Source organism: Acinetobacter sp. MD2(2019), assembly GCF_035615615.1.
Lineage (GTDB): Bacteria > Pseudomonadota > Gammaproteobacteria > Pseudomonadales > Moraxellaceae > Acinetobacter.
Genome location: NZ_VTDU01000028.1, coordinates 1 through 24,666 on the forward strand (window position 1 = coordinate 1; position 24,666 = coordinate 24,666).

Genomic DNA, 24,666 nt, shown 5'->3' on the forward strand with positions numbered 1-24,666 from the left:
TCCCTGATGCTTTTCAAGTTTGATCCATAGATCTAGAGTGGTTCTTGCGATCTTAAAAATGGTACAAGTTTTAGATTTATTCTGGCATTCTTTGTAGTAGTTCAGAGCTTTGTGGCGAAGATCATTGGAATATGGCTTAGGCATAACAGTAGCTAGTAGGTTTTTTTATAGTGTAGCAAACTTTATATTTTTAGCTATATTTGGATCAAACCAGATTGTGATATTTCCCCGATTAATAAGGGCTTGGTTATACGAGGCCCAATTGGTCGTACGGTAGATTTTTGAGGCAGGTTTCGTCATCTGCAAATTATATGGCTAAAGATGCCTTGAAAAATAGGTTTGTGCAACAAAACCAGTTAAAACTATAAATCATAATTATAAAATTCGGGAATTTTGTAGTCTTCAGGAAGATCTTTAAGATAACCTTCAGTCTGAAATATTTTATCAATATCTTCAGTGATATTTCTAAAATAGCCCTCTAAATTCATAGAAAAACCTACAGTACTAATTAATGCTGCTACAATAGCAAATTCATCTTTTCTTTCTATCGCTTCTGATAAAAACTCCACAGAATGATTAAGTTTGGACAACTGATTAAATAAATCAGCATTAAGGTCTATCGAATAATCAATAGACCATTCATGCTCATTAAAATATCCATCGTCTTTTGCTTTTACTATGCTTTGTAGGGCAGATTTTATCTTATTTATATCCTTCATATTTTTCTCCCTTGAGAACGTGCTTGCTGAGTTTTTTTCTGATTAACTGAACCATCTAAATTTAGTACAGATTTAATTTTACCTTTACCATCAAAAACCTCTAAATGGTTCTTATGCTGACCATCTAAATATACTTGATCACCTTTTCTAAGGTTACTATTAATATTGCTGTTTACCTTATAAACTGTCTGACCCTGAATATTTTTTGATGTCTTTGAAACATTATTGCCTAAAACATCTCCAAAGCCTGCTTGTTTAAAATACTCGCCCATATTAGGAATGATGTCTGCTGAATTAGCAGGAGCCTTTAAATTTCGTGAAAATAGAAGTTACACAAAACTTAGAATAGTCTCCATGTGTCTGATTTTACTTGACCATGGCTTTGTTGCACAAATATAAAAAGGTTAAATTTTTCCTAGGTTTACCAAATTTAAGTGACAACTTGGGTATGAGGTCGGCCTAATTCTGTAAATTTATTTAATACCGCCACACGTGCATGAATTTCATTCACCTGACTTGCAAATTTTCTTGCATGCAATTTATCGCCTAATAATTTGATGCAGTGCATCTTGGTCTCAACCAAACTTCTCCGATGATACCCTGACCATTTTTTCCATATTGTTCTGCCTAAATGCTTTATTGTCTTGAGTAAAGTATTACGTTCAATCGAACTTGCTCGCTTATCCTTCCATGGTTTGGCATTTTTCCGTGGTGGAATAATTGCATGTGCATTTCGATCAGCAATTACCTGACGACATCGTTTGGTGTCATAAGCACCATCGGTATACACTGAATCTATTCGCTCACCTGATGGGATTTGATCTAACAAATTACCAAGCACTTGTGAATCGCCCACGTTATTTGTCGTCAGCTGAACTGCCCGAATTTGCAAGGTCTTAGCATCAATGCCTATATGTAATTTACGCCATTGTCGACGATATTCAGGCTGATGTTTCTTGCGCTTCCATTCACCTTCACCTAAAAACTTCAGCCCAGTGGAATCGACTAATAAATGTAATCCATCCTTACTTGTTTGGTAGCTGATTGCGATATCAATATGTGGTTGGCGACGGGACAGTGTAGAATAATCGGGTGCAGTCCCGTCTAATCCTGATAATTTAATCAAGCTTCGAATAAAACCTGTGACCATGCGTAAGGTGAGTCTGAACAGTGATTTAATCATTAAACAGCATTGTATCGCTGCATCTGAATAGGTAGGACTACGACCTTGTTTACCATTGTTCTCAGCATACCACTGGGTATTTTGATCAAACCAAATCGTGATATTTCCCCGATTAATAAGGGCTTGGTTATACGAGGACCAATTGGTCGTACGGTAGATTTTTGAGGCAGGTTTCGTCATCTGCAAATTATATGGCTAAAGATACCTTTTAAAATAGGTTTGTGCAACAAAGCCAGTGGCGAATAAAAATGGTATGTTCTATCGGTTCGAATTTTTATACAATTTAAATCAAAAATTGATCTTAAAACATCAATAGCCAACTGATTTAGCTCAATAAAATTCAAACATTTTAAATTCAGATAAAAAGTGAATCTGCCTTCTATAAATTATAGTTATATGAACTATAAAATTATGTCATTTAATTCTTTCACTTTTTAGAAAAAAATGCTTGTTGATCCCTCAGATGCTATCTATGATCAAAGGATTATCGCAATAAATTATTTGGAGTGTGACGTGAAACCAGTTCGTCTGGCTATACTTGGTCTTGGTACCGTGGGTGGCGGTGCCCTAAAATTATTACAAGAGAATGCAGCTGAAATTAAACGTCGCACTGGCCGTGAAATCCAAATTACTTACGTTGGTACCCGCCGACCACGCCCCGATTTAGATTTAGCTGGCATTAAACAAAGTGCCGATTTACTGGATATCGTTCGCCAACCCGATGTAGACGTTGTGGTTGAAGTGATGGGTGGCATTCATCCTGCTTATGAAGTCATGCAAGAAGCGATTAAACATGGCAAACAAGTGGTCACTGCAAACAAAGCGTTATTGGCCGAACATGGCAACGAGCTATTCAAACTTGCTGAAGATAACGCGGTACAAATTGCTTATGAAGCCGCGGTTGCCGGCGGTATTCCGATTATTAAAGTCATTCGTGAAGGCTTGGCCGCCAACCGAATTGACTGGTTAGCAGGCATTATTAACGGTACAGGCAACTTCATTTTAACCGAAATGCGGGACAAAGGTCGTGCCTTTGCCGATGTCCTTAAAGAAGCACAAGAACTCGGCTATGCCGAAGCTGACCCAACCTTCGATGTTGAAGGGATTGACGCTGCACACAAACTTACCATTTTAGCCTCTTGCGCCTTTGGTATTCCGCTACAATTTGACAAGGTTTATACCGAAGGCATTAGCAAAGTCACCGCACAAGATGTCAAATATGCAGAAGACCTAGGTTTTCGCATTAAGCATTTAGGCATTGCACGCCGTGCTGCAACAGGCATTGAACTGCGTGTGCATCCTACATTAATTCCGCAAGAAGAACTGATTGCCAATGTCAACGGGGTAAAAAATGCGGTGCTTGTTCAAGCACATGCTGTAGGACCAACCTTGTATTACGGCGCGGGCGCAGGCGCGGGGCCAACTGCATCGGCAGTGGTGGCAGATATTATTGATATCGTACGTGACATTTCATATACCGAAGATGGCGCAGGCACCATTCCTCAATTGGCCTTTGAAGCCTTAACAGACTTGCCTATTTTAAGCCGTGAGCAAATGACAACGGGGTATTACCTACGTGTCAATGCAATTGACGAACCAGGCGTGCTTGCAGATATCACCACCATTTTAAGCCGTGCCGGCATTAGTATTGATGCCATCATGCAACAATCACGCTTAAAAGATTTAATCCCTATTGTGATTTTAACTGACCCAATTATCGAGTCAAAAATGGATGAGGCGTTGGCACAAATTCAAGCTTTGCCGACAATTCATGGCGAAATCGTGCGAATTCGTTTAGAATCGCTCGATAACTAATCAGGTTGAGGGGAATGGGTTCCCCTCTTCATGCTTCATTTTTTCATTGGAACATCATCATGTCGAATGCCAATCGTTATACTGGTCTTGTAGATCGTTATCGTGATCGCCTACCTGTATCTGCAACTACACGTGCAATCTCTTTAGGGGAAGGAAATACCCCGCTCATTAAACTTGAGAATATTCCACGTATTATTGGCAAAAATGTTGAAATTTATGTGAAATATGAAGGCCTTAACCCAACTGGATCATTTAAAGATCGTGGTATGACCATGGCGGTGACTAAAGCGGTTGAGGATGGTTCTAAAGCCATTATTTGTGCCTCTACAGGCAACACGTCTGCAGCAGCGGCAGCCTATGCAGCACGCGCCGGCATTAAAGCATTTGTACTTATCCCAGAAGGCAAAATTGCCATGGGTAAAATGGCTCAAGCCATGATGTACGGTGCAATTACCATGCAAATCCGTGGTAATTTTGATGACGGCATGCGTTTGGTCAAAGAAGTTGCCGACAAAGCCCCTGTAACCATTGTAAACTCGATTAACCCATACCGTTTACAAGGTCAAAAAACCATTGCTTATGAAGTGGTGGATGAACTTGGTCGCGCGCCTGATTACCACTGCCTACCTGTGGGTAATGCAGGTAACATTACTGCACACTGGATGGGCTATACCGAAGCGGTTGCCAACCAACCGGCCGATCAATTCGAACAAGTGGTTTACGATGCGGCAACAGACCAATTCACTGGGCCAAAACCTGCAGGTTTACCGGTTATGGTCGGTTATCAAGCTTCTGGTGCAGCGCCTTTCTTACGTGGTGCGCCAATTCAAAATCCGGAAACTGTGGCCACAGCCATTCGTATTGGTAACCCACAAAGCTGGAACCATGCCAAAGCTGTGGTACGTGACTCTCAAGGTTGGTTTGATGAATTAACCGATGCCGAAATTTTAGATGCACAGCGTATGCTGTCGATGTATGAAGGGGTGTTTGTTGAGCCTGCTTCAGCGGCATCGATTGGCGGTGCGATTCGTGACATTAAAGCAGGTAAAATTGCCGAAGGTTCAGTAATTGTGTGTACTGTCACTGGTAACGGCTTAAAAGACCCAGACACTGCAATTAAACAATGTGCAGATGCCGTGATGCTGTCGATTGATGCAACGATGGATCAAGTTCGCGATTCTATCTTGTCGAATATGTAAAAATCATTCAAAAATAAATAAAAAGCTGCCCCATAGGCAGCTTTTTATTTGCGCCAAACACGACTACGCCATCAATTTTTCTAAAAACAATTCTAAAATTAAATTGGGATGCCGACCTTTACGGGTCACCACAGAAATTTGCGACTGAAACAACAATTGTTCAGGCAAAATGGCTTGCATTAAGCCTTGATCGACCCATTGTTTGGCATAATGATCGGGTAAAAACCCCACAAACCGTCCCGATAAAATTAAAAATGCAATGCCTTCGCGGTCAGTTGCAGTTGCGCTTTTCTTTAAACTTTTTTGTAAGCGCATCGCTTCGTTATTCATTCGATAATTTGGAACAACCGCATCAAAATTTTTTAAATCGGTCACGCTCACATTTAAATTAAATAGCGGATGTTGCTGACTACAATATAAAAAACAGGTTTCATCATACAATGGAAAATAATCTAACCCTGAAAGCGGCTGCATCATCGGCAAAGCACCAACATGTAAGCGCCCTTCTAAAATACCCCGTTCAATTTCACTGGGGGTGCTCATGCTTAAATGAATCTGCACCTCGCGACTGGCATCGGACAGTGCCGACAAAGCAGCAGTAATTTTCATTTGTGGCTGCGTCACCAAATTATTAATAATGCCAATATTGAGCTCACCTTTTAAGTGCTGATGGACTTGATTGACGCTCTGACGAAAATCTTCCAAAGAGGTAAATAAAATTTCGCTGTAACGTAAAATTTCACGTCCTTCTTCGGTTAAGGCAAAGCCTGAACGCCCGCGCTGGCACAATCGCACACCTAAGCGTTTTTCTAAATCACTCATATGCAAACTAATGGCTGAACGGGTAATACCCAAGACACTTTCTGCTGCGGCAAAGCTGCCACATGCCGCCACCGTTTTAAATACGCGCAATAATTTCAGGTCAAAATCGGTAATTTGGCCAATGGCTTTTATTTTCATTTTAGGTGAGTTTTTTAATAAGCAAAGTTTAGTTGATTTAAATTTATCTTATCTAAGCCAACATTGTAAGCTCAAAGTATCACCTATTGCAGGATGCACTCATGTTTAGCACCCAAGATCACGATGCAACTTATTCTCAAGCCCACTGGATGCCGTATAGCGCAAACCGAAGCTTTGCCAAAGATCCTCGTTTTGTCGTGGCAGCCAAAGATCATTACTTAACAGACGATCACGGTCGCCAAATCTATGATTCTTTATCTGGGCTTTGGACATGCGGTGCCGGACATACGCGCATTGAAATTCAACAAGCTGTCGCAAAACAATTAAGCACGCTCGATTATTCACCGGGATTCCAATTTGGGCATCCATTGTCGTTTAAATTGGCCGATAAAATTGCCGCGTTAATGCCAGATTCGCTCAACCATGTATTTTTTACTGGTTCAGGTTCTGAATGTGCCGATACAGCCGTGAAAATTGCCAAAGCTTACTGGCGAGTCAAAGGACAACCAAGCAAAACCAAATTTATTGGCCGTGTTAAAGGCTATCACGGCGTGAACCTTGCAGGTACAAGTTTAGGTGGTATTGGCGGCAATCGTAAAATGTTCGGGCAATTTATGGATGTCGATCATTTATCGCACACCTTACAGCCCAACCAACAATTTACCCAAGGCATGTCGAACAGCAATGGTGTCGAATTGGCCAATGAAATGTTAAAGCTGATTGAACTGCACGATGCCTCGAATATCGCCGCGCTAATTGTCGAGCCTGTTTCCGGTTCGGGCGGCTGTATTGTTCCCCCAACAGGCTATTTACAACGCTTACGTGAAATTTGCGATCAGCATAATATCTTACTGATTTTTGATGAAGTGATTACTGGCTTTGGCCGTATGGGTAAATGGACGGGTGCAGAATATTTTGGTGTCACGCCCGACATTTTGAACTTTGCCAAACAAATTACCAATGGTGCTATTCCTTTGGGTGGCGTGGTCACCTCAAGTGAAATCTACCATACCTTCATGCAGCAAAATTTACCTGAACATGCGGTTGAACTGGCACATGGTTACACGTATTCGGCGCATCCGGTCGCTTGTGCTGCGGCACTGGCAACGCTCGATTTACTTGAAAAAGATCAGTTAATCGACAGCGCTGCTGCACTTGCCCCTGAATTTGAAAAACTCATCCATTCTTTAAAAGGAACACCACATATTGTCGATATCCGCAATTGTGGATTGATTGGTTCAATTCAATTAGATGCTCGAGATGGCGATCCAACCATTCGTCCTTTTGAAGTCGGCACTGCGTTATGGAAAGCTGGATTCTATGTACGCTTTGGTGCAGACACATTACAATTTGGTCCAATGTTTAATGCCAAAGCCCAAGACTTAGAACGTTTATTTAACGCTGTTGGCGATGAGCTACATAAAATTAAATAAATGAATCAACGCATTGCAGCACATAAATCGCTGCAATGCTTTATTATTGCTGCATACTCCGATCTGGTGCTTGCACGCCAACAATAGTGGGCATCACCTGTTTCATCAGTGCCAAAAATTTTCTTAACCGCGCCGGATAATACTGCGCCCACGGATAAATTAAATAAATTGGAATCGGTGGTGCTGCCCATTCCGGTAAAATTTGTACCAATTCACCCCGGTTTAATTCTTCTTTGACCACCCAAGTCGAAACCATTGCTACACCCAGCCCCATCAGCACACTATTTTTGGTCACATATAAATTATCGGTGCTTAAGCGCGGTTGAATCTCGATGCACTCGGTTTGCTGGGTTGTGACATGCTGCAAGCAAATCTTATCATCATAAAACAAACTTAAAGCCACCCACGGCAAACGGGTTAAATCTGTTATTTTTTCAATATTTGGATATTTCGCCAATAACGCAGGATGTGCCACTAAAATACGTGGGACTTCGGCTAAAGAAATAGCCACCGTATTGGGATTCGGCTCGAACCCTAAATGAATCGCGCAATCGATATCTTCAGCTAAAAAATCTGGCAATACATCGCGTAATTTCCATTCAATATTTAATTGTGGCGCCTCTGCCAAAAATTGAATTAACGGTTCTAACAATTGTTGTTGCCCAAAAGCATGTGGTACACGCACCCGCAATGTGCCAATAGGTTCATCAGATGCCTGTTTTAACTCTTCTTCTAAACTTAGCCAACGACTGGTGAGTTGCTTGGCATGCTGATAACAGCGCTCGCCATCATCGGTCAGTTTCATGGCGTGTGTACTTCGCATCAGTAATTTCACGCCCAATACTTTTTCTAGGGTGCTTAACCGCCGACTAACACTGGCTTGTGAGAGATTAAGCTGCCTTGCTGCGGCAGATAACGAGCCACTTTCGATAATTCGGATAAAGGTATGCATCAGTTCAATGCGATCTATACGCTCTGCGTATTTCATATGCGCTCTTGTTATGCGTTTAACGTATAAACATTTTAGCATGTAGCTGACTACCAGCCGATTTATATTTGCCTAAAATAAGCAGATCACTCCGTCTTATTTGACGCTTTTCATTGAGCATTCACATGACTACTGTTCCAACGGCATCTCCATCTAAGTTGCTGGTTTTTATTTTGGCCCTCGGTGCTGGCATTGCTGTGGCGTGTTTATATTATGCACAGCCTATTTTACCGTTGCTGCAAAGTGACTTAACCCTTTCGGCACATACCATTGGCTTAGTGCCGACCCTAACGCAAATCGGCTATGCGGTAGGCATTTTCTTTCTCATTCCTTTGGGCGATCGTTACAACCGAAGACATCTTATTTTGCTTAAAAGTCTATTGTTATGCTTAACCTTGGTTTGGTTTAGTCTGAGCAATAGCGCGTATAGCCTGTTATTTTTAAGCCTGATGATCGGCATTTTAGCCACCATGGCACAAGATATTGTACCGTCTGCGGCAATTTTAGCCCCCACAGGACAACAAGGTAAATTTGTCGGCACTGTAATGACCGGTCTACTTTTAGGGATTTTACTGTCACGTACGGCAAGCGGTTTAATTAGCGCAGCTTTGGGTTGGCGCGCGATGTATCAAATTGCCGCGCTGAGTGTTGCCTTGGTTGCCATTGGCTTATGGCGGGTCTTGCCGCAATTTAAAACCCATGTCGATTTAAGTTATGCGGCTTTATTGGGCTCGATGCTTAAACTCTGGAAAAAATATCCAGCACTCAGACATGCCGCTTTAGCACAAGGGCTTCTTTCGGTGGCATTTAGTGCATTTTGGTCGACACTGGCGTTAATGGTGGCTCAACAATATCACTACGGCAGTGTGGTTGCAGGTGCCTTTGGACTGGCCGGTGCTGCAGGTGCTTTAGCTGCCCCGCTTGCAGGCATACTTTCCGACCGCCGTGGCTCGCATTACGTCACAAAAATCGGGGCAGCGTTGGTACTCATGTCCTTCTTGTTCATGTTCAGTCTGCCGTTAGTGCATAGTATTGTTATGCAATTAATGATTATTGCACTTGCCGCGGTGGGCTTCGATTTAGGCTTACAAGCCAGTTTGGTGTCGCACCAAACCTTGGTGTATGGTTTAGATCCTGCTGCGCGTGGTCGACTTAATGGCATTTTATTTACTGGGGTTTTTTTAGGCATGGCCTTGGGCTCATACCTCGGGAATTTAATGTTTACCCATGGCGGATGGCTGAACGTGGTGGCACTGGCCTGTATCAGTGCATTACTGAGTTTAATGATTCGTTTATATGAAGGTCGACGTTTAGCAAAATTGGCTTAAATGTTTCGCTGTTTTGTTGCAATTCACGAGCAATCTTTTTCAAACAATGTTCATCTTTAACGTCAAAGATGAACATGTTCCACGTGGAGCATTTTTGTACGATGCAGGCTTGTAGCATTCTGCGCAGGCTATGATTTTAAACATCGCTAAAAGCTATTTTCACGTCATCCCAACACTGCCGATGCAACTTTTTTATGCACATCGGCATGTGGTTTAGCCAGTTGAGTTTGAGTCTTCGTCAATTCAGCACGCTGACTTTGGGCAGATCTTGCAGTTAAAAAAGGAACCGCGCGCGTCACAGCCAAAGTAATCCGCTGGCGTAATAATTCACTATGAATGCTATAGGCTGGGCTAAAATCGGCATCGGTGGCGTAAACGCCAATCGGTAAAGTGTGTGCCTGAAAAAAACTAAATAGTGGTCGTAACTGGTGTTCTAACACCAATGCGTGGCGTTCGCTACCGCCCGATGCGGCCAACAAAACCGGTACATCCACCAGTGCTGTTTGCTCGACAAAGTCAAAAAAATGCTTAAATAGCCCCGTAAACGATGCACGGTACACCGGTGTTCCTACAATTAAAACATCCGCACTTTCAACCGTAGCCAAATCATCCTGCACACGTTGTGGTAACTGATTTCGATAGATTGCACCGCCCAACAACGGCGCAATCTCACTAAATTTAATCCAATGCACTTGAATGTTGATTGCCTTGCTGAGTTCATCCACAATGGCCTGTAATAGGGTTTGAGTTTTCGAGGGATGATTTAATCCACCTGAAACAGCAACAACTTGAAGTGGCTTGGTCGGGTTTAAAAATGCAGGGATCATCCGTGGACCTAAATACGCTGTAATAGAAATGAATGGCTATTTATTCATAGTTCAGAGGCAAGGTAAAATAAGAAAAATAGACAAAATTATCATTTTTAAAGATATCTTTAATGCTTAAATGTCAGGCAAAAAATAACCCCGAACAGGTCGGGGTTATTGCACACGCTGAATTAAAATGGAACGCGCTTATATTGACGATACGCAGGTTTCCAGAAGTTCTTCTCAATATTTTCAAGTAGCACGTCATCACTGACAATCGGAGCAACGCCGGCTTCCATGGCAGCTTTTGCCACTTTAAAAGCAATTAGGCGAGATACCTTTTGAATTTCATTCACATCGGGCAATAAGTCTGCTTCTGGGTCTAATAACATTGGTGAGCAATCGGCCAAGGCATTGCTCGATGCCATCAGCATGCTATCCGTCACACGTTTTGCCGACACCGCCAAAATTCCCAAGCCAATGCCCGGGAAAATATATGAGTTATTGCACTGCGAAATATTGTACAACTTGCCTTGATAATTCACTGGTGCAAACGGGCTACCTGTCGCAATTAAGGCTTTGCCATCTGTCCACTGAATAATATCCGACGGAACAGCTTCAACGCGTGAGGTTGGATTCGACAATGGCAAGACAATTGGACGCTCACAGTTTTGTGCCAATGCTTTAATCACTTCTTCTGTAAATAATCCCGGCTGACCAGACACGCCAATCAACACCGTAGGTTTGGCATTTTTAACCACGTCCAATAACGAAATCATTTCTTCGGCATTGGCCCAGTTGGCAACTGCTGTAGGTTTTTGCGCCAATTTACGTTGAAAATCTAATAAATTCGGCTGATTTTCAGTAATTAAACCAAAACGATCGACCATAAACACGCGTTCGCGCGCTTGTTCATCGCTTAGGCCTTCGGCTACCATTTGCGCAACAATTTGTTCGGCAATACCACAACCGGCCGAGCCTGCGCCCAAGAAAGTAATGGTTTGGTCTTTTAATTGCTTGCCCGCGGCACGGCTTGCGGCAATTAAGCTACCCACTGAAACAGCGGCGGTGCCTTGAATATCATCGTTGAAACAGCAAATTTTATCGCGATATTTTTCCAATAATGGCATGGCATTTTTTTGTGCAAAATCTTCAAATTGAATTAATGCATTTGGCCAACGGCGATGAATCGCTTTAATCACATCATCAACAAAATTGTAGTATTCATCGCCACCAATACGCGGCTGGCGCCATCCCATATAAATTGGGTCTTGTAATAATTGCGCATTGTTGGTGCCAACATCAATAGTAATTGGCAACGTGTAGGCCGGACTAATGCCGCCACACGCGGTATACAGCGATAATTTACCAATCGGAATGCCCATGCCACCAATGCCTTGGTCGCCTAAACCTAAAATACGTTCGCCATCGGTAATCACAATGACTTTGACATTTTTCTTATTCACGTTTTGTAAAATATCGTCGATATGCTCGCGATCTGGATAAGAAATAAATACCCCACGATGGCGACGATAAATATCAGAAAACTGCTGGCACGCCTCACCCACCGTTGGCGTATAAATAATAGGCATCATTTCGGCTAAATGATCTTCAAGTACACGGAAAAACAAAGTTTCGTTGGTGTCTTGAATATTACGTAAATAGATGTGCTTGTTAATTGCATCATTAAATGCCGCATATTGCTGATAAGCGCGCTGGCTTTGCTCGTCAATCGTTTCCACGACGTGTGGAATTAAACCATGCAAATTAAAACGCGTCCGTTCTTCTTCGCTAAATGCTGAACCTTTATTTAACAAAGGGAGTTCTAATAAAGTATTGCCTGCATAAGGAATATAAAGGGGATACTTGGCTTGCGTCATTGCATTTATGTCCTGTCTGTTGTGCAAGAAAAGTCTGTGCTTCCCTTGCCTTTAATTTACCTTGCTAAGCTTAATTGTTTTTTCGACTAAATGGGTATTTCTTATATTTATAGTAGCAATAGCAACATTTTTAAGATTAATTTAACCCGCACTTTCACAGCACCATTGCAGTTAAAGTGCGGTTATTGAGGTTCAATTTAAGCTTTCTTTTTCGAAAAGCGTGCGAATTTACGATTAAAGTTCGCAACACGCCCTTCGTTGCTGGCTTGACGAATTTCGCCAGTATAAAACGGATGCGATGCACTAGAAATATCTAGCACCATATAAGGATAAACCTGCCCTTGGTATTCTTTGGTTTGCTGTGGTTTTAAGGTTGACCCAATTAAAAAATACGCATCGGCATTGGTGTCGTGAAACAAAACAGTTTGATAGTCTGGATGAATGTTGGCTCTCATTTTAAATCCAATTTAAATGTTATAACATAACAATATTATCCCATTTCGAGGTGCTGTGCAAATCATGAACTGGACCTGATGATTTAATTTTAGGAAAAAAATATCTTCAGATGGCGCACAGGCGCTTAAATCTGTGGTTTTGGTGCAATCGGAACATGTTAAAACACAAATGCCTTTTCCTAAACCGCACAAAATTTGCTATATTTACACTCTTTTTTGTGACAAGTTTTCTATCGATATGAATACGGCAATACAAGCAGCGCTCGAACATGCAATCCAATCGCTTCAACAGCAAGGTGTACTTCCACAAGACTGGAACAACAACAGTACATTAACGCGAACCAAAGACCGAAGCCACGGCGATTTTGCATCGAATGTTGCGATGATTGCCGCCAAACCTGCGGGCTTAAAACCACGCGATCTGGCCGAAAAAATTCTAGAAAACTTACCCGAAGTGATTGATATCACCAAAGCTGAAATTGCAGGCCCAGGTTTTATTAACTTCTTTTTAAATGCCGATCAACGTTTTGCTATTTTAGATCAAATTCAAGCGCAACAGGCGCAGTTCGGTCGCACTCAAAGCAACGCTGGGCAAAAAGTCCAAGTCGAATTTGTCTCGGCAAACCCAACATCAAGCTTGCATGTGGGACATGGCCGTGGTGCAGCTTATGGCATGACCGTTGCTAACTTACTTGAAGCCACAGGCGCACAAGTTGACCGTGAATATTATGTCAACGATGCGGGTCGTCAAATGGATATTTTGGCCACCTCAACGTATTTGCGTTACCTTGAATTATTAGGTCAAGCGTTGGTGTTTCCTAAAAATGCCTATCAGGGCGATTACGTCAAAGAAATCGCGCAAAGCATTATCGACCAAGACCAAAACAAGCATGTTCGCGATGTAGCCGCGGTGTATGCCAATGTGCCAGAAGACGTACAATTTGCCGATGAACTCGATGCCGATGGCAACAAAGTCATCATTTCAGGCGATAAAGAAAAACACATTGATGGTTTAATTGCCAATTCACAAAACTTGCTCGGTCATGGCTACCGCGTGTTCCATCAAGCTGCACTAAAAGCCATTTTAGCCGATATTAAAGATGACTTAGGCGAGTTTGGCGTTACTTTTAATCAATGGTTTAGCGAAGCCAGCCTAACCGAAAAAATTGATGAAGCCCTTGAAACTTTAGATCAACGTGGCTTTTTGTATGAACAAGAAGGCAATATTTGGTTTAAATCGACTGCTTTTGGCGATGAAAAAGACCGTGTGGTTAAACGTCGTAATGGACAAACCACCTATTTTGCGTCCGATATTGCGTATCACCTCAACAAATTACAACGTGGATATACCCATATTGTCGATATTTGGGGTTCAGATCACCACGGTTATATTGCACGTGTCAAAGCGGCAATTGATGCGCTTGGTTATGACTCATCGAAACTAACCGTATTGTTGGTTCAGTTCGTGAGTTTATGGCGTGGCGGTGAAATGGTACAAATGTCCTCTCGTTCTGGACAATTTGTGACCTTGCGCGATTTACGTAAAGAAGTCGGTAACGATGCTGCGCGTTTTTATTATGTTATGCGTAAAAGCGAACAACACATCGACTTTGACTTAGACCTTGCTGTGTCACAAAGTAAAGACAATGCGGTGTATTACATTCAATATGCACATGCACGTATTTGCCGTATGCTGGAAAAAGCCAAAGAAACAGGTGTTGCCTTTAATCGCATTAATGCACGTCAATTTGCCAGTGAGTTAAGCTTAGAGGCGGAAGCGGAAATTTTAGCCAAGCTTGCAGCGTATCCAGAAATTGTGAATCGTGCAGCGAATGCGTATGAGCCGCATCAAATTGGCAATTACTTAAAAGAATTGGCAGCACTGTTCCATGGTTGGTATAACGAGCATAAAGTCTTAGGTGAAAATCAAAACCTCACCCAAGCGCGTTTATTGCTTTCGGTGAATGTAAAACAAGTATTACATAACGGTTTAGAGTTATTGGGTGTTTCTGCACCTGAAACGATGTAAGGATTTTCTTTAAAAAACAGTTTTTTTAAGGTGATTTGAAGCATCACAATATAAAATGATTCAAAACAAGTAGTGTTTGAGCCACAAAAGCTGAATTTATTCACTTTTTGTGGCTTGAACTGGCCTGAATTCACTGTTAATTAAGAGGAATTTCCTGTGTTTGGAAAAACGCAACGTGGTGTTTCAGAACGCCCTAAGCAACAAAAGCAACCATGGGTTCCAAAATGGATGCTCACGTTATTGGCAATTCTTCTCATTTTAACAGGCGCAATGGCATTTGTTTTGTGGAAACCGTGGGCGCCCGTTCAGCCACGTACCGAAATTACAGCAGGACAAGACCAAGAAGAAACCAATAAAGATTATCGCTTTTATGACCAGTTGCCCAAACAACAAGTCACCCCAATTCCTGAACAAGCCGTGCCAGACAATCAAGCAAAAAACACCGCGGTGATTGTAGAAGCACCAACACAAGCGACCGAAGCATCAAACAGTGCTTCCGATGCCGCAACAACACCAAGCATCAACTATATTTTACAAATTAAAAGCTTTACCGACCCCGACAGTGCCGATGCCAAACGCGCTGAAATTATTATGAATAAACTCCCTGCCGATGTGATTACTGCCCAAGAAGGCGGAAAAACATGGTATCGGGTGATTTCTGGGCCGTTTAGCACTCAAAGTGCAGCCATTGCTGCACAGCAAACCTTACAAAACAGTGGCATAGATTCCATTGTGGTTAAACGCTAAATACTCAAGGCGATTCTGCAAAGGATCGCCTTTTTCAAACTCAGTCATTTAATCAGACAGTAACTCAACTTTGGACATAGTGGCTGCTTTGTTTTTCATCCGTGACCACGGCACAAAGAAAATCAGATTGCCCAATAAAATTAGAAAAATGCCTAAAAATGCATTTGGCGTCCAAACATAGCCTTCCCAAAATGTGGAAATCGTGAGCGCAATTAAGGGAAACAATAACGTGCTATACGCCGCTTGCCCTGCCCCAATGCGCCCAACCAAAATAAAATACGCCGAAAAACCCACTACCGAACCCAATATGGCCAAATACAAAACGGCTGTCACAAATTTAATATCGAATGTGCCCAAAAATGGATGGCCTTGTATCAGCGCAAGTATAGCCATAAAGGCTGCGCCATAACTCATGGCATAGGCATTGCTGCTAAACACATCTAAACCTTTGCGTTGGTGACGGGTGCTGATCATATTTCCAAAAGAAAAGCCCAATGTCCCCAAAATACACAGTCCAATGCCAAAAAACGTATTGCGCTGAAAACTCGTAAGCTGAATGTCGTGCCAAAATAAAGCCAACATGCCTAAAAATCCCAATATGGCCGCTGGATAAAATCGCTTCGGCACAGGAGTCGCAAAGAAAATTCGGCTATTAATGGCATTAAATAAAACCGCCAGTGAAAAAATAACTGATTCTAAACCACTGTTTAAATAAGCCACAGCCGTATAAAAACATAGAAAATTTAAGCCAAATACGCACATGCCTTGCAGGCCACAAAACAGATGATCTTGCAGATTAAAGCGACTTTTCTGCTGCCGAAAAAATAAAATCATCCATAAAATGCCCGCAGAAATAACAAAGCGCCAAAAAATTGACACTTCAGCACTCACAACACCTTGTTGGGCAGTAATAGCAATCCATGTTGTCCCCCAAATCAGCACAACAGAAATATATAATAAGGCGTTAAGCATGGCAGTTTTTGCTCTATCATTTAGTTCAGCGCCATTGTTGCAAAGTTGCATCGGACTAACTTGCATAATCTTGCGGTTTTTATTCGGCATAATAAAAATAGCGCCTAAAACCCGTTACACTGCTTATTATCAAACTTATAGCTTTCTTATTTGCAAATTATGCACTATCAGATTTTGCAACAATTACAGCAGCATAAAACCCAACTGCTGAATCATAGCGAATTGGGACAAGGCATGCAGTTGGCTGCGTGGTCGAATCAGCACGATTTAGTGCAGGTGTGCAGTGACCATCATACCTTAAGCCTGTACGTTCAAGGCGGTTACGAAAGCTATCAAAAAACTGCGTCAGGTTGGCGAAATGGCGGCGGGCCAGATCACTTTTGTTTAATGCCTCAAGCGCAAGCCTCTACGTGGGATATTCGCGGTGAGTTGTCCTTTGTGCATTTATATTATACCGACCAACATTTAAAACAGATTGCCAGCCGCACGTGGGATAAAGAACCTAATCTTATTCAATTGGATGAAAAAGTCTTTGCCAAAGACCCGTACATTACCCTGCTTTATCGACAATTTTTAATGCGTTATGCGTGGCAAGAAAATCAGTACGCGCTCATCCTTAGCAGTACCGCTATTCAGCTGCTTATGCATCTGCTCAAAAATTATAGTACGCTGGATTGGGCCTTACCGCAGGTCACTGGCGGGCTGTCGCCCTACACGTTGCGTCATGTCAAAGAATGGATTGAACAGCATTTACAGCAACCGCTGACCATTGCCGACTTAGCCGAACAAGCGCATTTAAGCGAGTACCATTTTGCGCATATGTTTCGTCACTCAACCCACATGACACCACATCAATATGTTATGCAACGCCGGCTAGATCGGGCCTTTGTGTATTTAGGCAGCCATTTACACTTTAATTTAACCCAAATAGCCAGCTTATGCGGCTTTAGTTCGGCCAGTCATTTTAGTCGTTGCTTTAAACAATACTACGGCTATGTGCCCTCTTTGCTACGCGCACCCCCTACATCTGCGTTTTTCGGGTAAACTCTCTGTTGATGTTTTTTATCCCGATGATTGTGCATGAGCCAAGACAATAAGACCACCTATCAACCGTTACAGCCCCAATATCGTTTACTGGTGCTGCTGGTTTCAATTGGCTTTTTCATGCAGGCACTCGATACCACCATTGTGAATACTGCCCTACCTGCCATGGCGCACAGCCTCCAGCAAAATCCGCTGAAAATGCATGGTGTGATTGTCGCCTATGTATTATCGGTGGCCAGTTTTATTCCGCTGAGTGGTTGGTTAGCAGACCGTTTTGGCTTACGTCATGTGTATTTATTTGCCATTTGTTTGTTTAGTCTGGCGTCTCTTGGCTGCGGCATGGCCACCTCTTTTGGCACACTCATTTTTTTTCGTATTTTACAAGGTATTGGTGGCGCGTTATTGCTGCCTGTCGGACGACTGTCGTTACTTAAAATTATTCCCCGCCCTCAATTTCTTGCCGCCATGAGTTTAATGAGTCTGGCCGGATTAATTGGCCCGCTGATTGGCCCGACACTCGGCGGCTGGCTGGTTGAACAATATAGTTGGCACTGGATTTTTCTTATTAACTTACCCATGGGATTGTTAGGCATTGTGGTGACACTCAAAGCCCTACCCAATATTAAAACCACCGTTCAGCCGTTCGACAGCTTCGGTTTTTTACTCTTAATCCTTGCAATGGTCGGCTTAACCCTTGGCATTGATAGTTTTTCAGAACAGCAGTCGCATTTTTTAACAGCCTTACTGATTGGCATGGGCATGATTGGCTGTTTTGGTTATGCCGCCTATGCTCATTTTTCTAAAAAAGCGTTATTCCGAAGTGACTTATTTAGAAATGCGGGTTTTCGTATTGGCATTTTAGGCAATTTCTTTGCGCGGTTTTCCGGTAATTCTATCCCGTTTTTATTACCGCTCATGTTGCAAGTGGCTTTCCTATTTGAACCTCTGACCACAGGTTTAATGCTCATTCCGCTGGTTCTCGGTTCTTTGGCATCTAAACCAATTGTACGGCCTTTAATTCAACAATTGGGCTACCGCCGTGTACTCGTATTTAATACAGCATTTTCAGGACTATGCACTATGGCATTTGCCCTTCACGATGCCAATATGCCTGAATGGATTCGTGCCAGTCATTTTTTCATTTGTGGAATTTTCAACTCGACCCAATTCGTTTCAATGAATACCTTCACCTTAAAAGATTTACCCAAGCAATATGCCAGCAGTGGCAATAGTTTTTTATCAATGATTATGATGCTGTCGATGAGTATCGCCATTGCCATTGCAGGTGCATTAATTAATATATACTCTCTTCCTACACTGCATTTAGATACCGTTCGAGTCTTTCATTGGACATTTATTAGCTTAGGTTTCTTTAATATTTTCACCTTAATCATTTTTTTAAAAATTCCCAAAGGGCAATAAGTTAAAAATGCAGGCTACAATTTTAAATGGGTTCACGTGCCCACTTGTTTTAAACTGATGCTATTCGTTTGTTTTGCCTGCATGCTATGAAAAAATTGTCCATCTGCGCTTGGTCTCTATTACCGATGCTTTCAACAAGTATTGGCCTTGCAGCAATTGGCATTGTTTTTTTTATCTTGATGCAAAACCCCCCTGCTGCCGCACAAGATTACCCCGTTCAGGGTTTTGATGTATCACATCATCAAGGGAAAATTGACTGGACACAAATTTCGCCCAAACAATATCATTTTGTGTATATCAAAGCGACCGAAGGCGGCGATTATCAAGACCCCAGCTTCCAAGAAAATTGGTTGCACGCCCGTCAACAAGGCTTAAATGTCGGTGCATATCATTACTACCGCTTATGCCGAGATGCACAAATTCAAGCGCAAAATTTTATTGCCACCGTACCGAAAAAATGGAATGCGTTGGCACCGGTCATCGACCTCGAATATGACGCGCAGTGTTTATCCCAAGCCACACAAGAACAATTAATTCAACAAATCAAACTCATGCAAAGCTTGCTCCGCAAGCATTATGGCAAAGCACCCATTTTTTACGTATCAAAAACTTTTTATCATGTTGTATTGATGGGACATTTTGACAAAACCCAATTGTGGATTCGCGATTACGATGAAGCCTATCCAACCTTGAAAGACCAACGCGGTTGGTTTTTTTGGCAATACAGCAAGCAAGGTAAAATTGCCGGCATTGAACAGGCGGTAGATTTAGATGTTTATGCCGGTTCGCTCGAACAATGGCAAAGCTATCTCGCTTATCTTGGCATTCAGCGTAAATAGGTCTACACATGCGTAAAATTATTCATATTGATATGGATGCGTTTTATGCATCAGTTGAACTGCGCGAACGTCCCGAGTTACACAACTTACCAGTTATTATCGCCCACGATCATCCACGCGCGGTGGTCACCACCGCCTCTTATCCAGCCAGAAAATTTGGGCTTCGTTCTGCCATGTCGGTTGCACAAGCCAAAAAACGCTGCCCACAGGTGATTATTTTAGAACCACATTTCGATCGCTACCGTGCTGTTTCTGAACAAATTCAGCATATTTTTCATCAATATACCGAATTAGTCGAACCAATTTCCTTAGATGAAGCTTATTTAGATGTCAGCGACAATCTACAACACATTCCCAGTGCAACCGAAGTGGCGCAGCGCATTCAACACGACATTTGGCAACACACTCAATTGACGGCCTCGGCAGGTGTCGCACCGAACAAATTTCTGGCAAAAATTGCATCTGACTGGCATAAACCGAATGGACTGTGTGTGATTAAACCCTCCCAAGTACAAGGCTTTATTCAAAACTTAGCCTTAAATAAAATTCCGGGCGTGGGCCGTGTTACCGAAGCCAAACTCTCTGCACTGAATTTATTTACCCTGGGCGATCTAAACCATTGCTCGGAAGCATTTTTATGCCAACAGTTTGGTAAATATGGCCAACAATTGTTTTTATATGCCCAAGGCATTGACCATCGACCCGTGATGGCCAGCCGCACACGGCAACAAATTTCTAAAGAAACCACTTTTGATACAGATTTACATCTAACCGCATGCACGCCTTATTGGGAACGCTTGGCCAATCAGGTTTGGCAAAGCCTGATCAGAAAAGGACTCAGTGCTTATGGGGTTAGCATTAAGTTGAAACATCACAATTTCAAGCTATTACAACATAGCAAACGCTTTGACCATCCTTTACACAACCCACAACAACTGCAACAAGCCATTCAGCAATTGCTCGATGAAGCGGATATTGCATCAACTGCACAATTTCGTTTGATTGGTGTTGGGGTATATCAGCTGATTGAGCAGAAAAATCTACATCAGCTTTCTTTATTAGCGGAATAAAGCGCACACTATCTCGCCATCCTCAGGTATTTAGATTAAGCTATGCAGCGTCATTATGTTCCTTATTTGCACTCAAAATGGATCAAAATAAGGCAGCTTTTTTTGTATAGCTCGATTTGGATTTTATCGCATGACCGCAATGCCCTCAATTTCGTTAGAGAAACGTGCCCGTCAGGCCGCGTTTAGTAGTTTTATTGGCGCTGTCGTCGATTGGTATGATTTTTTATTATATGGCATTGTGGCGGCATTGGTGTTTAAAAGTCAATTTTTCCCAAGTGTCAGCCCAACAATGGGGACGCTTGCCGCCTTTGCAACATTTGGTGTCGGCTTTTTATTTCGCCCGCTCGGTGGCTTGGTTTTTGGGCATTTCGGCGACAAAATTGGTCGTCAAAAAATGCTGTTTTTAACCGTTTTTTTAATGGGCATGGCCACCGTTTGTATCGGTCTATTGCCAAACTTTGCACAAATTGGCTGGTGGGCACCGGTGTTATTGGTCAGCCTACGCGCGTTACAAGGGTTTGCTGTTGGTGGCGAATGGGGTGGCGCAGCATTAATGGCGGTTGAAAATGCTCCCGAACACAAAAAAGCGTTTTATAGTAGTGGCGTGCAAATCGGCTATGGGGTCGGGCTCATGCTGGCTTCGGGTTGCGTTTCTTTAGTCATTTTTAGCTTCGGGCAAGATGCATTTAATACTTGGGCTTGGCGCATTCCATTTTTAGTGAGCATACTTTTGGTCGGGTTTGCGGTTTGGGTGCGTTCACAACAACCTGAATCTCCCGAATTTATTGCCATCGACCATCAAGGTCAGAGCAAGCAAGCTCGCTTCCCCATTTTACAGGCCATCAAAGAAAGCCCACGTGGATTTTTTTATATTATTGCCCTGCGCTTAGCAGAACTGCTCACCATGTATTTAGTGACCACTTTTGCACTGAATTATTCGACCCAAAACCTGCACATGCCCTCACAAATTTTTCTGAATATTTCATTGTTGGTGGGTGCAATTAGTTGTTTTAGCATTCCTTTTTTTGCCTATATGGCCGACCGATTTGGCCGCCGCCGCATGTGTATTTTAGGTGGCCTGATTGGTGCGAGTGCGGCTTTTCCTTTTTTCTTTGCACTGCAACACGGAGCTATTTTTTGGATTATTGTCCTGTCGGTACTGCTGGCCAATTTAGCACATGATATGGTGGTCAGTGTCCATCAACCAATTTTTACCGAACTGTTTGGTGCAAAATATCGTTATAGCGGTGCAGGTGTAGGCTACCAATTGGCCAGCATTGTGGGTGGTGGTTTCACGCCTTTTATTGCCACAGCACTCATTGCCTATGCCAACGGTGATTGGATTTATGTGGCAATTTATTTAAGCATTGGCTGCTTACTGACTGCAATAGTTGCAGCCATGATGAAGCCTCAAGTATCATCCAAATAACTTATTTAAGGTAACCACTATGGCCGTTCAACGCTTACATATGACCACTCGTTTTAGTGAAATCGCAACGTCTGGAAATTTAATTCATTTGGCAGGTCAACTTGCAGATGATACCAGCCAAGATATTCGCTCACAAACCCAGCAAACCTTAGCAAATATTGACCGTTTTTTAGCAGATGCAGGTTCAAATAAAAGCCAAATTTTATCGGTGACCATCTATCTTAAAAATATTGATGAAGATTATCGCGCCATGAATGAAATTTGGGATGCATGGATTGATCCTCAAAATCCTCCAGCTCGTACCTGCGTAGAAGCAAAATTATATGCGCCAGAAGTACTGGTTGAAATGACCGTTACCGCAGTATCAGCATAAAAAAAATAATGGCTTTTCGCTTAGGCAAAAGCCATTGCTCCAGAGTTAATATTTAAATCTTTGGCTAATTTTCGCTCGTCAGGCACGCCAATGTAACTAACCACCGCATAGCCTGCCGAGGTCAGCAACTGATTTTCATATTGTCCTGACTTTAATTGCTGCGTAAGTCCTAATACCGGATCGTACAGCGCGATGACCATCATCACCTCATGACGCGCATTCAGCAGTACAAAGTCAGCGGTCATCGAATGAAATTTCTGCCGCGTATGCTCATACTTGGTGGTCAGTAAAGCATCGTAAGACACTTTGCATAACACCGTGCATTCAGGCAATAGCATATTTAAGCGTTTTAATAATAGTTGTTCGTTATAATTTAAAATACGACGTTGTTTCAGCGCACTATCATTCATGTTTTGGTCACGCTTTTTATAGCGCAACACGAAGTAAATTAAAACAAAAAAGCTAATCAGTGAAAGTAGTATTAACTCCATTGGCGACATCCTTATTTTCTTTTAAAACTATTCGATTAATCATCAAATTCCTCTTTGACATCGATTTTTATTTTTCAAGAGTATCCTTGTTTTTTTATCATGCGCAGATTTTTGATCAAAAGCAACTACTTTTAAGCAAATTGCTTTTCACCCAAAATATAACGCCGTGTTTATTCAAAATAAGCTGATGGATACAGTTAATTGATATACTGAACATTGGTTAACTTTAATTGCTTCAACTTAGCCAGATTGCCATATAACGTCTGGTTTGAGCCGGTCATGCGATATTTTTTGCTTGCTGTTTCAACCCATATTTCATTATTTGTGATTTTAAATTTGCTGTTGTTGTGATGAAAAGACAGGCTATTTTCTTCTGCAGAATAGATAAACTGACCTTTATATAATAACTCTATTTTGTCGTCAGCATCGGTAAATATATAATATAGCTGCTCCTCATCGCTAAAAATCTGCATTTTTTTCTTATTCGAAAATGCAAAAGAAAGTAATAAATTTTTATGATCAACCTCTAAAGCCAAAAGTTGATAATCCGACTCCATCATTTTATTACCCACTAAATTACTCTCTGAAATGTTGAGAACCTCACCTGAAGGATCAACATCTTCTTGAATAATTTGAATGGGATAAGGCCGATTATTTTTCACTTTAAATTTAGAATATTCATGTGAACAGCAGCTAGATTTTCTCATTGTTGCAATGGTTTTGGTTTTATGATCAACCCGGAACATGCCACAATAATCTTGCGCAAGTTCGGTAAAGGCATCGCTATATTCGAATCCTTTGGTGGTGGCTAAATAAATGTGATAAGACGGTCCGTGATAACAACTATTTTGCCCATCCATAATTGCAAAATCTTTTTTTCCATCAAAATTAAAATCTTCATAGATAATTTGGCTTTGCTCGCCATAAGGCAATTCAAGAATATTGGCTAAAACTTTGCCATCATGCAAAGAAAATGTCAGTTCATCAGAATCAACTTTTATTAATTTTTTTTGAGTTTTTTGATCAAAAATAGCGACCCAACCTTTACTAAAAACCTCATTGGTATCTGAAATATAGACTTTTCCAAAATAATCTTTAGAAAAATTATCAACTAAGAAGGTTTTCTGACAAAAAGCTGCTGATGACAAGAAAAAAAGTAAGAGTAATATTGCTCGCATTTTTAGTGCTCTGATGTATTTTTATTTACTATAGCGTTAATTTTAAGGTTATAAAAATAGAGATTTCTATTTCAGTCCCTCTATTTTTATTGATTTTCCATTTATTCAGCATAAAAAAACACCCTCTGCTTTATTAAGCGGAGGGTGTTTGAATAATGAGCTGGCGATGACTTACTCTCACATGGGTAACCCCACACTACCATCAGCGCTAAGAGGTTTCACTTCTGAGTTCGGGAAGGGATCAGGTGGTTCACTCTTGCTATTGTCGCCAGCACAACTTGGATGCTTACTCGTTAGGTCTTATTG

Annotated in this window: 23 protein-coding genes, 1 rRNA gene and 2 pseudogenes; 12 read left to right on the forward strand and 14 right to left on the reverse strand. The window is 41.9% G+C overall.

Translation table 11 applies throughout. From position 1 onward, the window contains the following. The 5 genes and pseudogenes from I2F62_RS11740 to I2F62_RS11760 form a co-directional block, all read right to left on the reverse strand. Positions 1 to 144 (reverse strand): helix-turn-helix domain-containing protein (locus I2F62_RS11740; RefSeq protein WP_324627210.1); only part of this gene is annotated, 144 nt, incomplete at its 3' end. Between the two features lie 57 nt (positions 145 to 201). Then, positions 202 to 300, reverse strand: a pseudogene (locus I2F62_RS11745) (IS5/IS1182 family transposase); the annotation flags it as partial. Positions 301 to 362: 62 nt separating this feature from the next. After that, positions 363 to 719 (reverse strand): hypothetical protein, encoded by a 357-nt coding sequence (locus tag I2F62_RS11750; protein WP_324627188.1) that lies wholly within the window; start codon positions 717 to 719, stop codon positions 363 to 365. After that, positions 716 to 991, reverse strand: coding sequence for a hypothetical protein (locus I2F62_RS11755; RefSeq protein WP_324627189.1), 276 nt, complete (start codon positions 989 to 991; stop codon positions 716 to 718). Before I2F62_RS11755 ends, I2F62_RS11750 begins: the two co-directional genes overlap by 4 nt. 158 nt (positions 992 to 1,149) lie before the next feature. Continuing rightward, entirely contained in the window at positions 1,150 to 2,082 is a 933-nt protein-coding gene (locus I2F62_RS11760; RefSeq protein WP_324627190.1) for an IS5 family transposase, read from the reverse strand. Between the two features lie 333 nt (positions 2,083 to 2,415). On the opposite strand from I2F62_RS11760, the gene I2F62_RS11765 reads away from it, so the two are divergent. Beyond that, a complete protein-coding gene (locus tag I2F62_RS11765; protein ID WP_324627191.1) occupies positions 2,416 to 3,717 on the forward strand; it encodes a homoserine dehydrogenase in 1,302 nt (433 codons plus the stop codon). A 59-nt stretch (positions 3,718 to 3,776) separates the two neighbouring features. Continuing rightward, positions 3,777 to 4,916, forward strand: coding sequence for a threonine synthase (gene thrC / locus I2F62_RS11770; protein WP_324627192.1), 1,140 nt, complete (start codon positions 3,777 to 3,779; stop codon positions 4,914 to 4,916). Positions 4,917 to 4,979: 63 nt separating this feature from the next. On the opposite strand, the gene I2F62_RS11775 is transcribed toward thrC, so the two are convergent. Then, positions 4,980 to 5,876 (reverse strand): LysR family transcriptional regulator, encoded by an 897-nt coding sequence (locus I2F62_RS11775; RefSeq protein ID WP_324627193.1) that lies wholly within the window; start codon positions 5,874 to 5,876, stop codon positions 4,980 to 4,982. A 101-nt stretch (positions 5,877 to 5,977) separates the two neighbouring features. Here I2F62_RS11775 and I2F62_RS11780 point away from each other — a divergent pair, with 101 nt between their 5' ends. After that, positions 5,978 to 7,309, forward strand: coding sequence for an aspartate aminotransferase family protein (locus tag I2F62_RS11780; RefSeq protein WP_324627194.1), 1,332 nt, complete (start codon positions 5,978 to 5,980; stop codon positions 7,307 to 7,309). Between the two features lie 43 nt (positions 7,310 to 7,352). Here the strand turns inward: I2F62_RS11780 and I2F62_RS11785 are convergent, their stop codons facing one another. Beyond that, positions 7,353 to 8,297: a LysR family transcriptional regulator gene (locus I2F62_RS11785; RefSeq protein ID WP_324627195.1), complete on the reverse strand. Its 945-nt coding sequence runs from the start codon at positions 8,295 to 8,297 to the stop codon at positions 7,353 to 7,355. Between the two features lie 125 nt (positions 8,298 to 8,422). Between I2F62_RS11785 and I2F62_RS11790 the strand changes: the two genes are divergently transcribed. After that, entirely contained in the window at positions 8,423 to 9,625 is a 1,203-nt protein-coding gene (locus tag I2F62_RS11790; protein ID WP_324627196.1) for an MFS transporter, read from the forward strand. A 185-nt stretch (positions 9,626 to 9,810) separates the two neighbouring features. Here the strand turns inward: I2F62_RS11790 and msuE are convergent. From msuE to I2F62_RS11805, 3 genes and pseudogenes are all read right to left on the reverse strand, one after another. Beyond that, positions 9,811 to 10,452 (reverse strand): annotated as a pseudogene (gene msuE, locus I2F62_RS11795) (FMN reductase); the annotation flags it as partial. Positions 10,453 to 10,622: 170 nt separating this feature from the next. Further along, positions 10,623 to 12,311 carry an NAD-dependent malic enzyme gene (locus I2F62_RS11800; RefSeq protein ID WP_324627197.1) on the reverse strand — a complete coding sequence of 563 codons (1,689 nt, stop codon included), beginning with the start codon at positions 12,309 to 12,311 and terminating at the stop codon, positions 10,623 to 10,625. 197 nt (positions 12,312 to 12,508) lie between these two features. Continuing rightward, complete coding sequence (locus I2F62_RS11805; protein ID WP_324627198.1) at positions 12,509 to 12,766, reverse strand: type B 50S ribosomal protein L31; 258 nt, start codon at positions 12,764 to 12,766, stop codon at positions 12,509 to 12,511. Positions 12,767 to 13,004: 238 nt separating this feature from the next. Here I2F62_RS11805 and argS point away from each other — a divergent pair, with 238 nt between their 5' ends. Together argS and I2F62_RS11815 are read left to right on the forward strand one after the other, a co-directional pair. Then, a complete protein-coding gene (gene argS, locus I2F62_RS11810) occupies positions 13,005 to 14,795 on the forward strand; it encodes an arginine--tRNA ligase (protein WP_324627199.1) in 1,791 nt (596 codons plus the stop codon). Between the two features lie 156 nt (positions 14,796 to 14,951). Further along, a complete protein-coding gene (locus I2F62_RS11815; protein ID WP_324627200.1) occupies positions 14,952 to 15,542 on the forward strand; it encodes an SPOR domain-containing protein in 591 nt (196 codons plus the stop codon). Between the two features lie 48 nt (positions 15,543 to 15,590). Here I2F62_RS11815 and I2F62_RS11820 read toward each other — a convergent pair whose 3' ends face one another. Then, complete coding sequence (locus tag I2F62_RS11820; protein WP_324627201.1) at positions 15,591 to 16,514, reverse strand: DMT family transporter; 924 nt, start codon at positions 16,512 to 16,514, stop codon at positions 15,591 to 15,593. Between the two features lie 159 nt (positions 16,515 to 16,673). Between I2F62_RS11820 and I2F62_RS11825 the strand changes: the two genes are divergently transcribed. From I2F62_RS11825 to I2F62_RS11850, 6 genes are all read left to right on the forward strand, one after another. Next, a complete protein-coding gene (locus I2F62_RS11825) occupies positions 16,674 to 17,558 on the forward strand; it encodes an AraC family transcriptional regulator (RefSeq protein ID WP_324627202.1) in 885 nt (294 codons plus the stop codon). Positions 17,559 to 17,594: 36 nt separating this feature from the next. Continuing rightward, positions 17,595 to 18,980: a multidrug transporter subunit MdtD gene (gene mdtD, locus I2F62_RS11830; protein ID WP_324627203.1), complete on the forward strand. Its 1,386-nt coding sequence runs from the start codon at positions 17,595 to 17,597 to the stop codon at positions 18,978 to 18,980. 125 nt (positions 18,981 to 19,105) lie between these two features. Beyond that, positions 19,106 to 19,819: a GH25 family lysozyme gene (locus tag I2F62_RS11835; RefSeq protein WP_324627204.1), complete on the forward strand. Its 714-nt coding sequence runs from the start codon at positions 19,106 to 19,108 to the stop codon at positions 19,817 to 19,819. An 8-nt stretch (positions 19,820 to 19,827) separates the two neighbouring features. Beyond that, positions 19,828 to 20,889: a DNA polymerase IV gene (gene dinB / locus I2F62_RS11840; protein WP_324627205.1), complete on the forward strand. Its 1,062-nt coding sequence runs from the start codon at positions 19,828 to 19,830 to the stop codon at positions 20,887 to 20,889. Between the two features lie 130 nt (positions 20,890 to 21,019). Beyond that, positions 21,020 to 22,318, forward strand: a complete 1,299-nt coding sequence (shiA, locus tag I2F62_RS11845) for a shikimate transporter (RefSeq protein ID WP_324627206.1) — start codon at positions 21,020 to 21,022, stop codon at positions 22,316 to 22,318. A gap of 19 nt (positions 22,319 to 22,337) precedes the next feature. Further along, the gene (locus I2F62_RS11850) at positions 22,338 to 22,691 is read left to right on the forward strand and encodes a RidA family protein (RefSeq protein ID WP_324627207.1); all 354 of its coding nucleotides are present in this window, start codon (positions 22,338 to 22,340) and stop codon (positions 22,689 to 22,691) included. A 20-nt stretch (positions 22,692 to 22,711) separates the two neighbouring features. Here I2F62_RS11850 and I2F62_RS11855 read toward each other — a convergent pair whose 3' ends face one another. The 3 genes from I2F62_RS11855 to rrf form a co-directional block, all read right to left on the reverse strand. After that, the gene (locus I2F62_RS11855) at positions 22,712 to 23,182 is read right to left on the reverse strand and encodes a DUF2726 domain-containing protein (protein WP_324627208.1); all 471 of its coding nucleotides are present in this window, start codon (positions 23,180 to 23,182) and stop codon (positions 22,712 to 22,714) included. 197 nt (positions 23,183 to 23,379) lie between these two features. Continuing rightward, on the reverse strand, positions 23,380 to 24,360 hold the full coding sequence (locus I2F62_RS11860; RefSeq protein ID WP_324627209.1) for an XAC2610-related protein: 981 nt from the start codon (positions 24,358 to 24,360) through the stop codon (positions 23,380 to 23,382). 158 nt (positions 24,361 to 24,518) lie between these two features. Further along, positions 24,519 to 24,633, reverse strand: a 5S ribosomal RNA gene (rrf, locus tag I2F62_RS11865). Between the last annotated feature and the right edge of the window lie 33 nt (positions 24,634 to 24,666).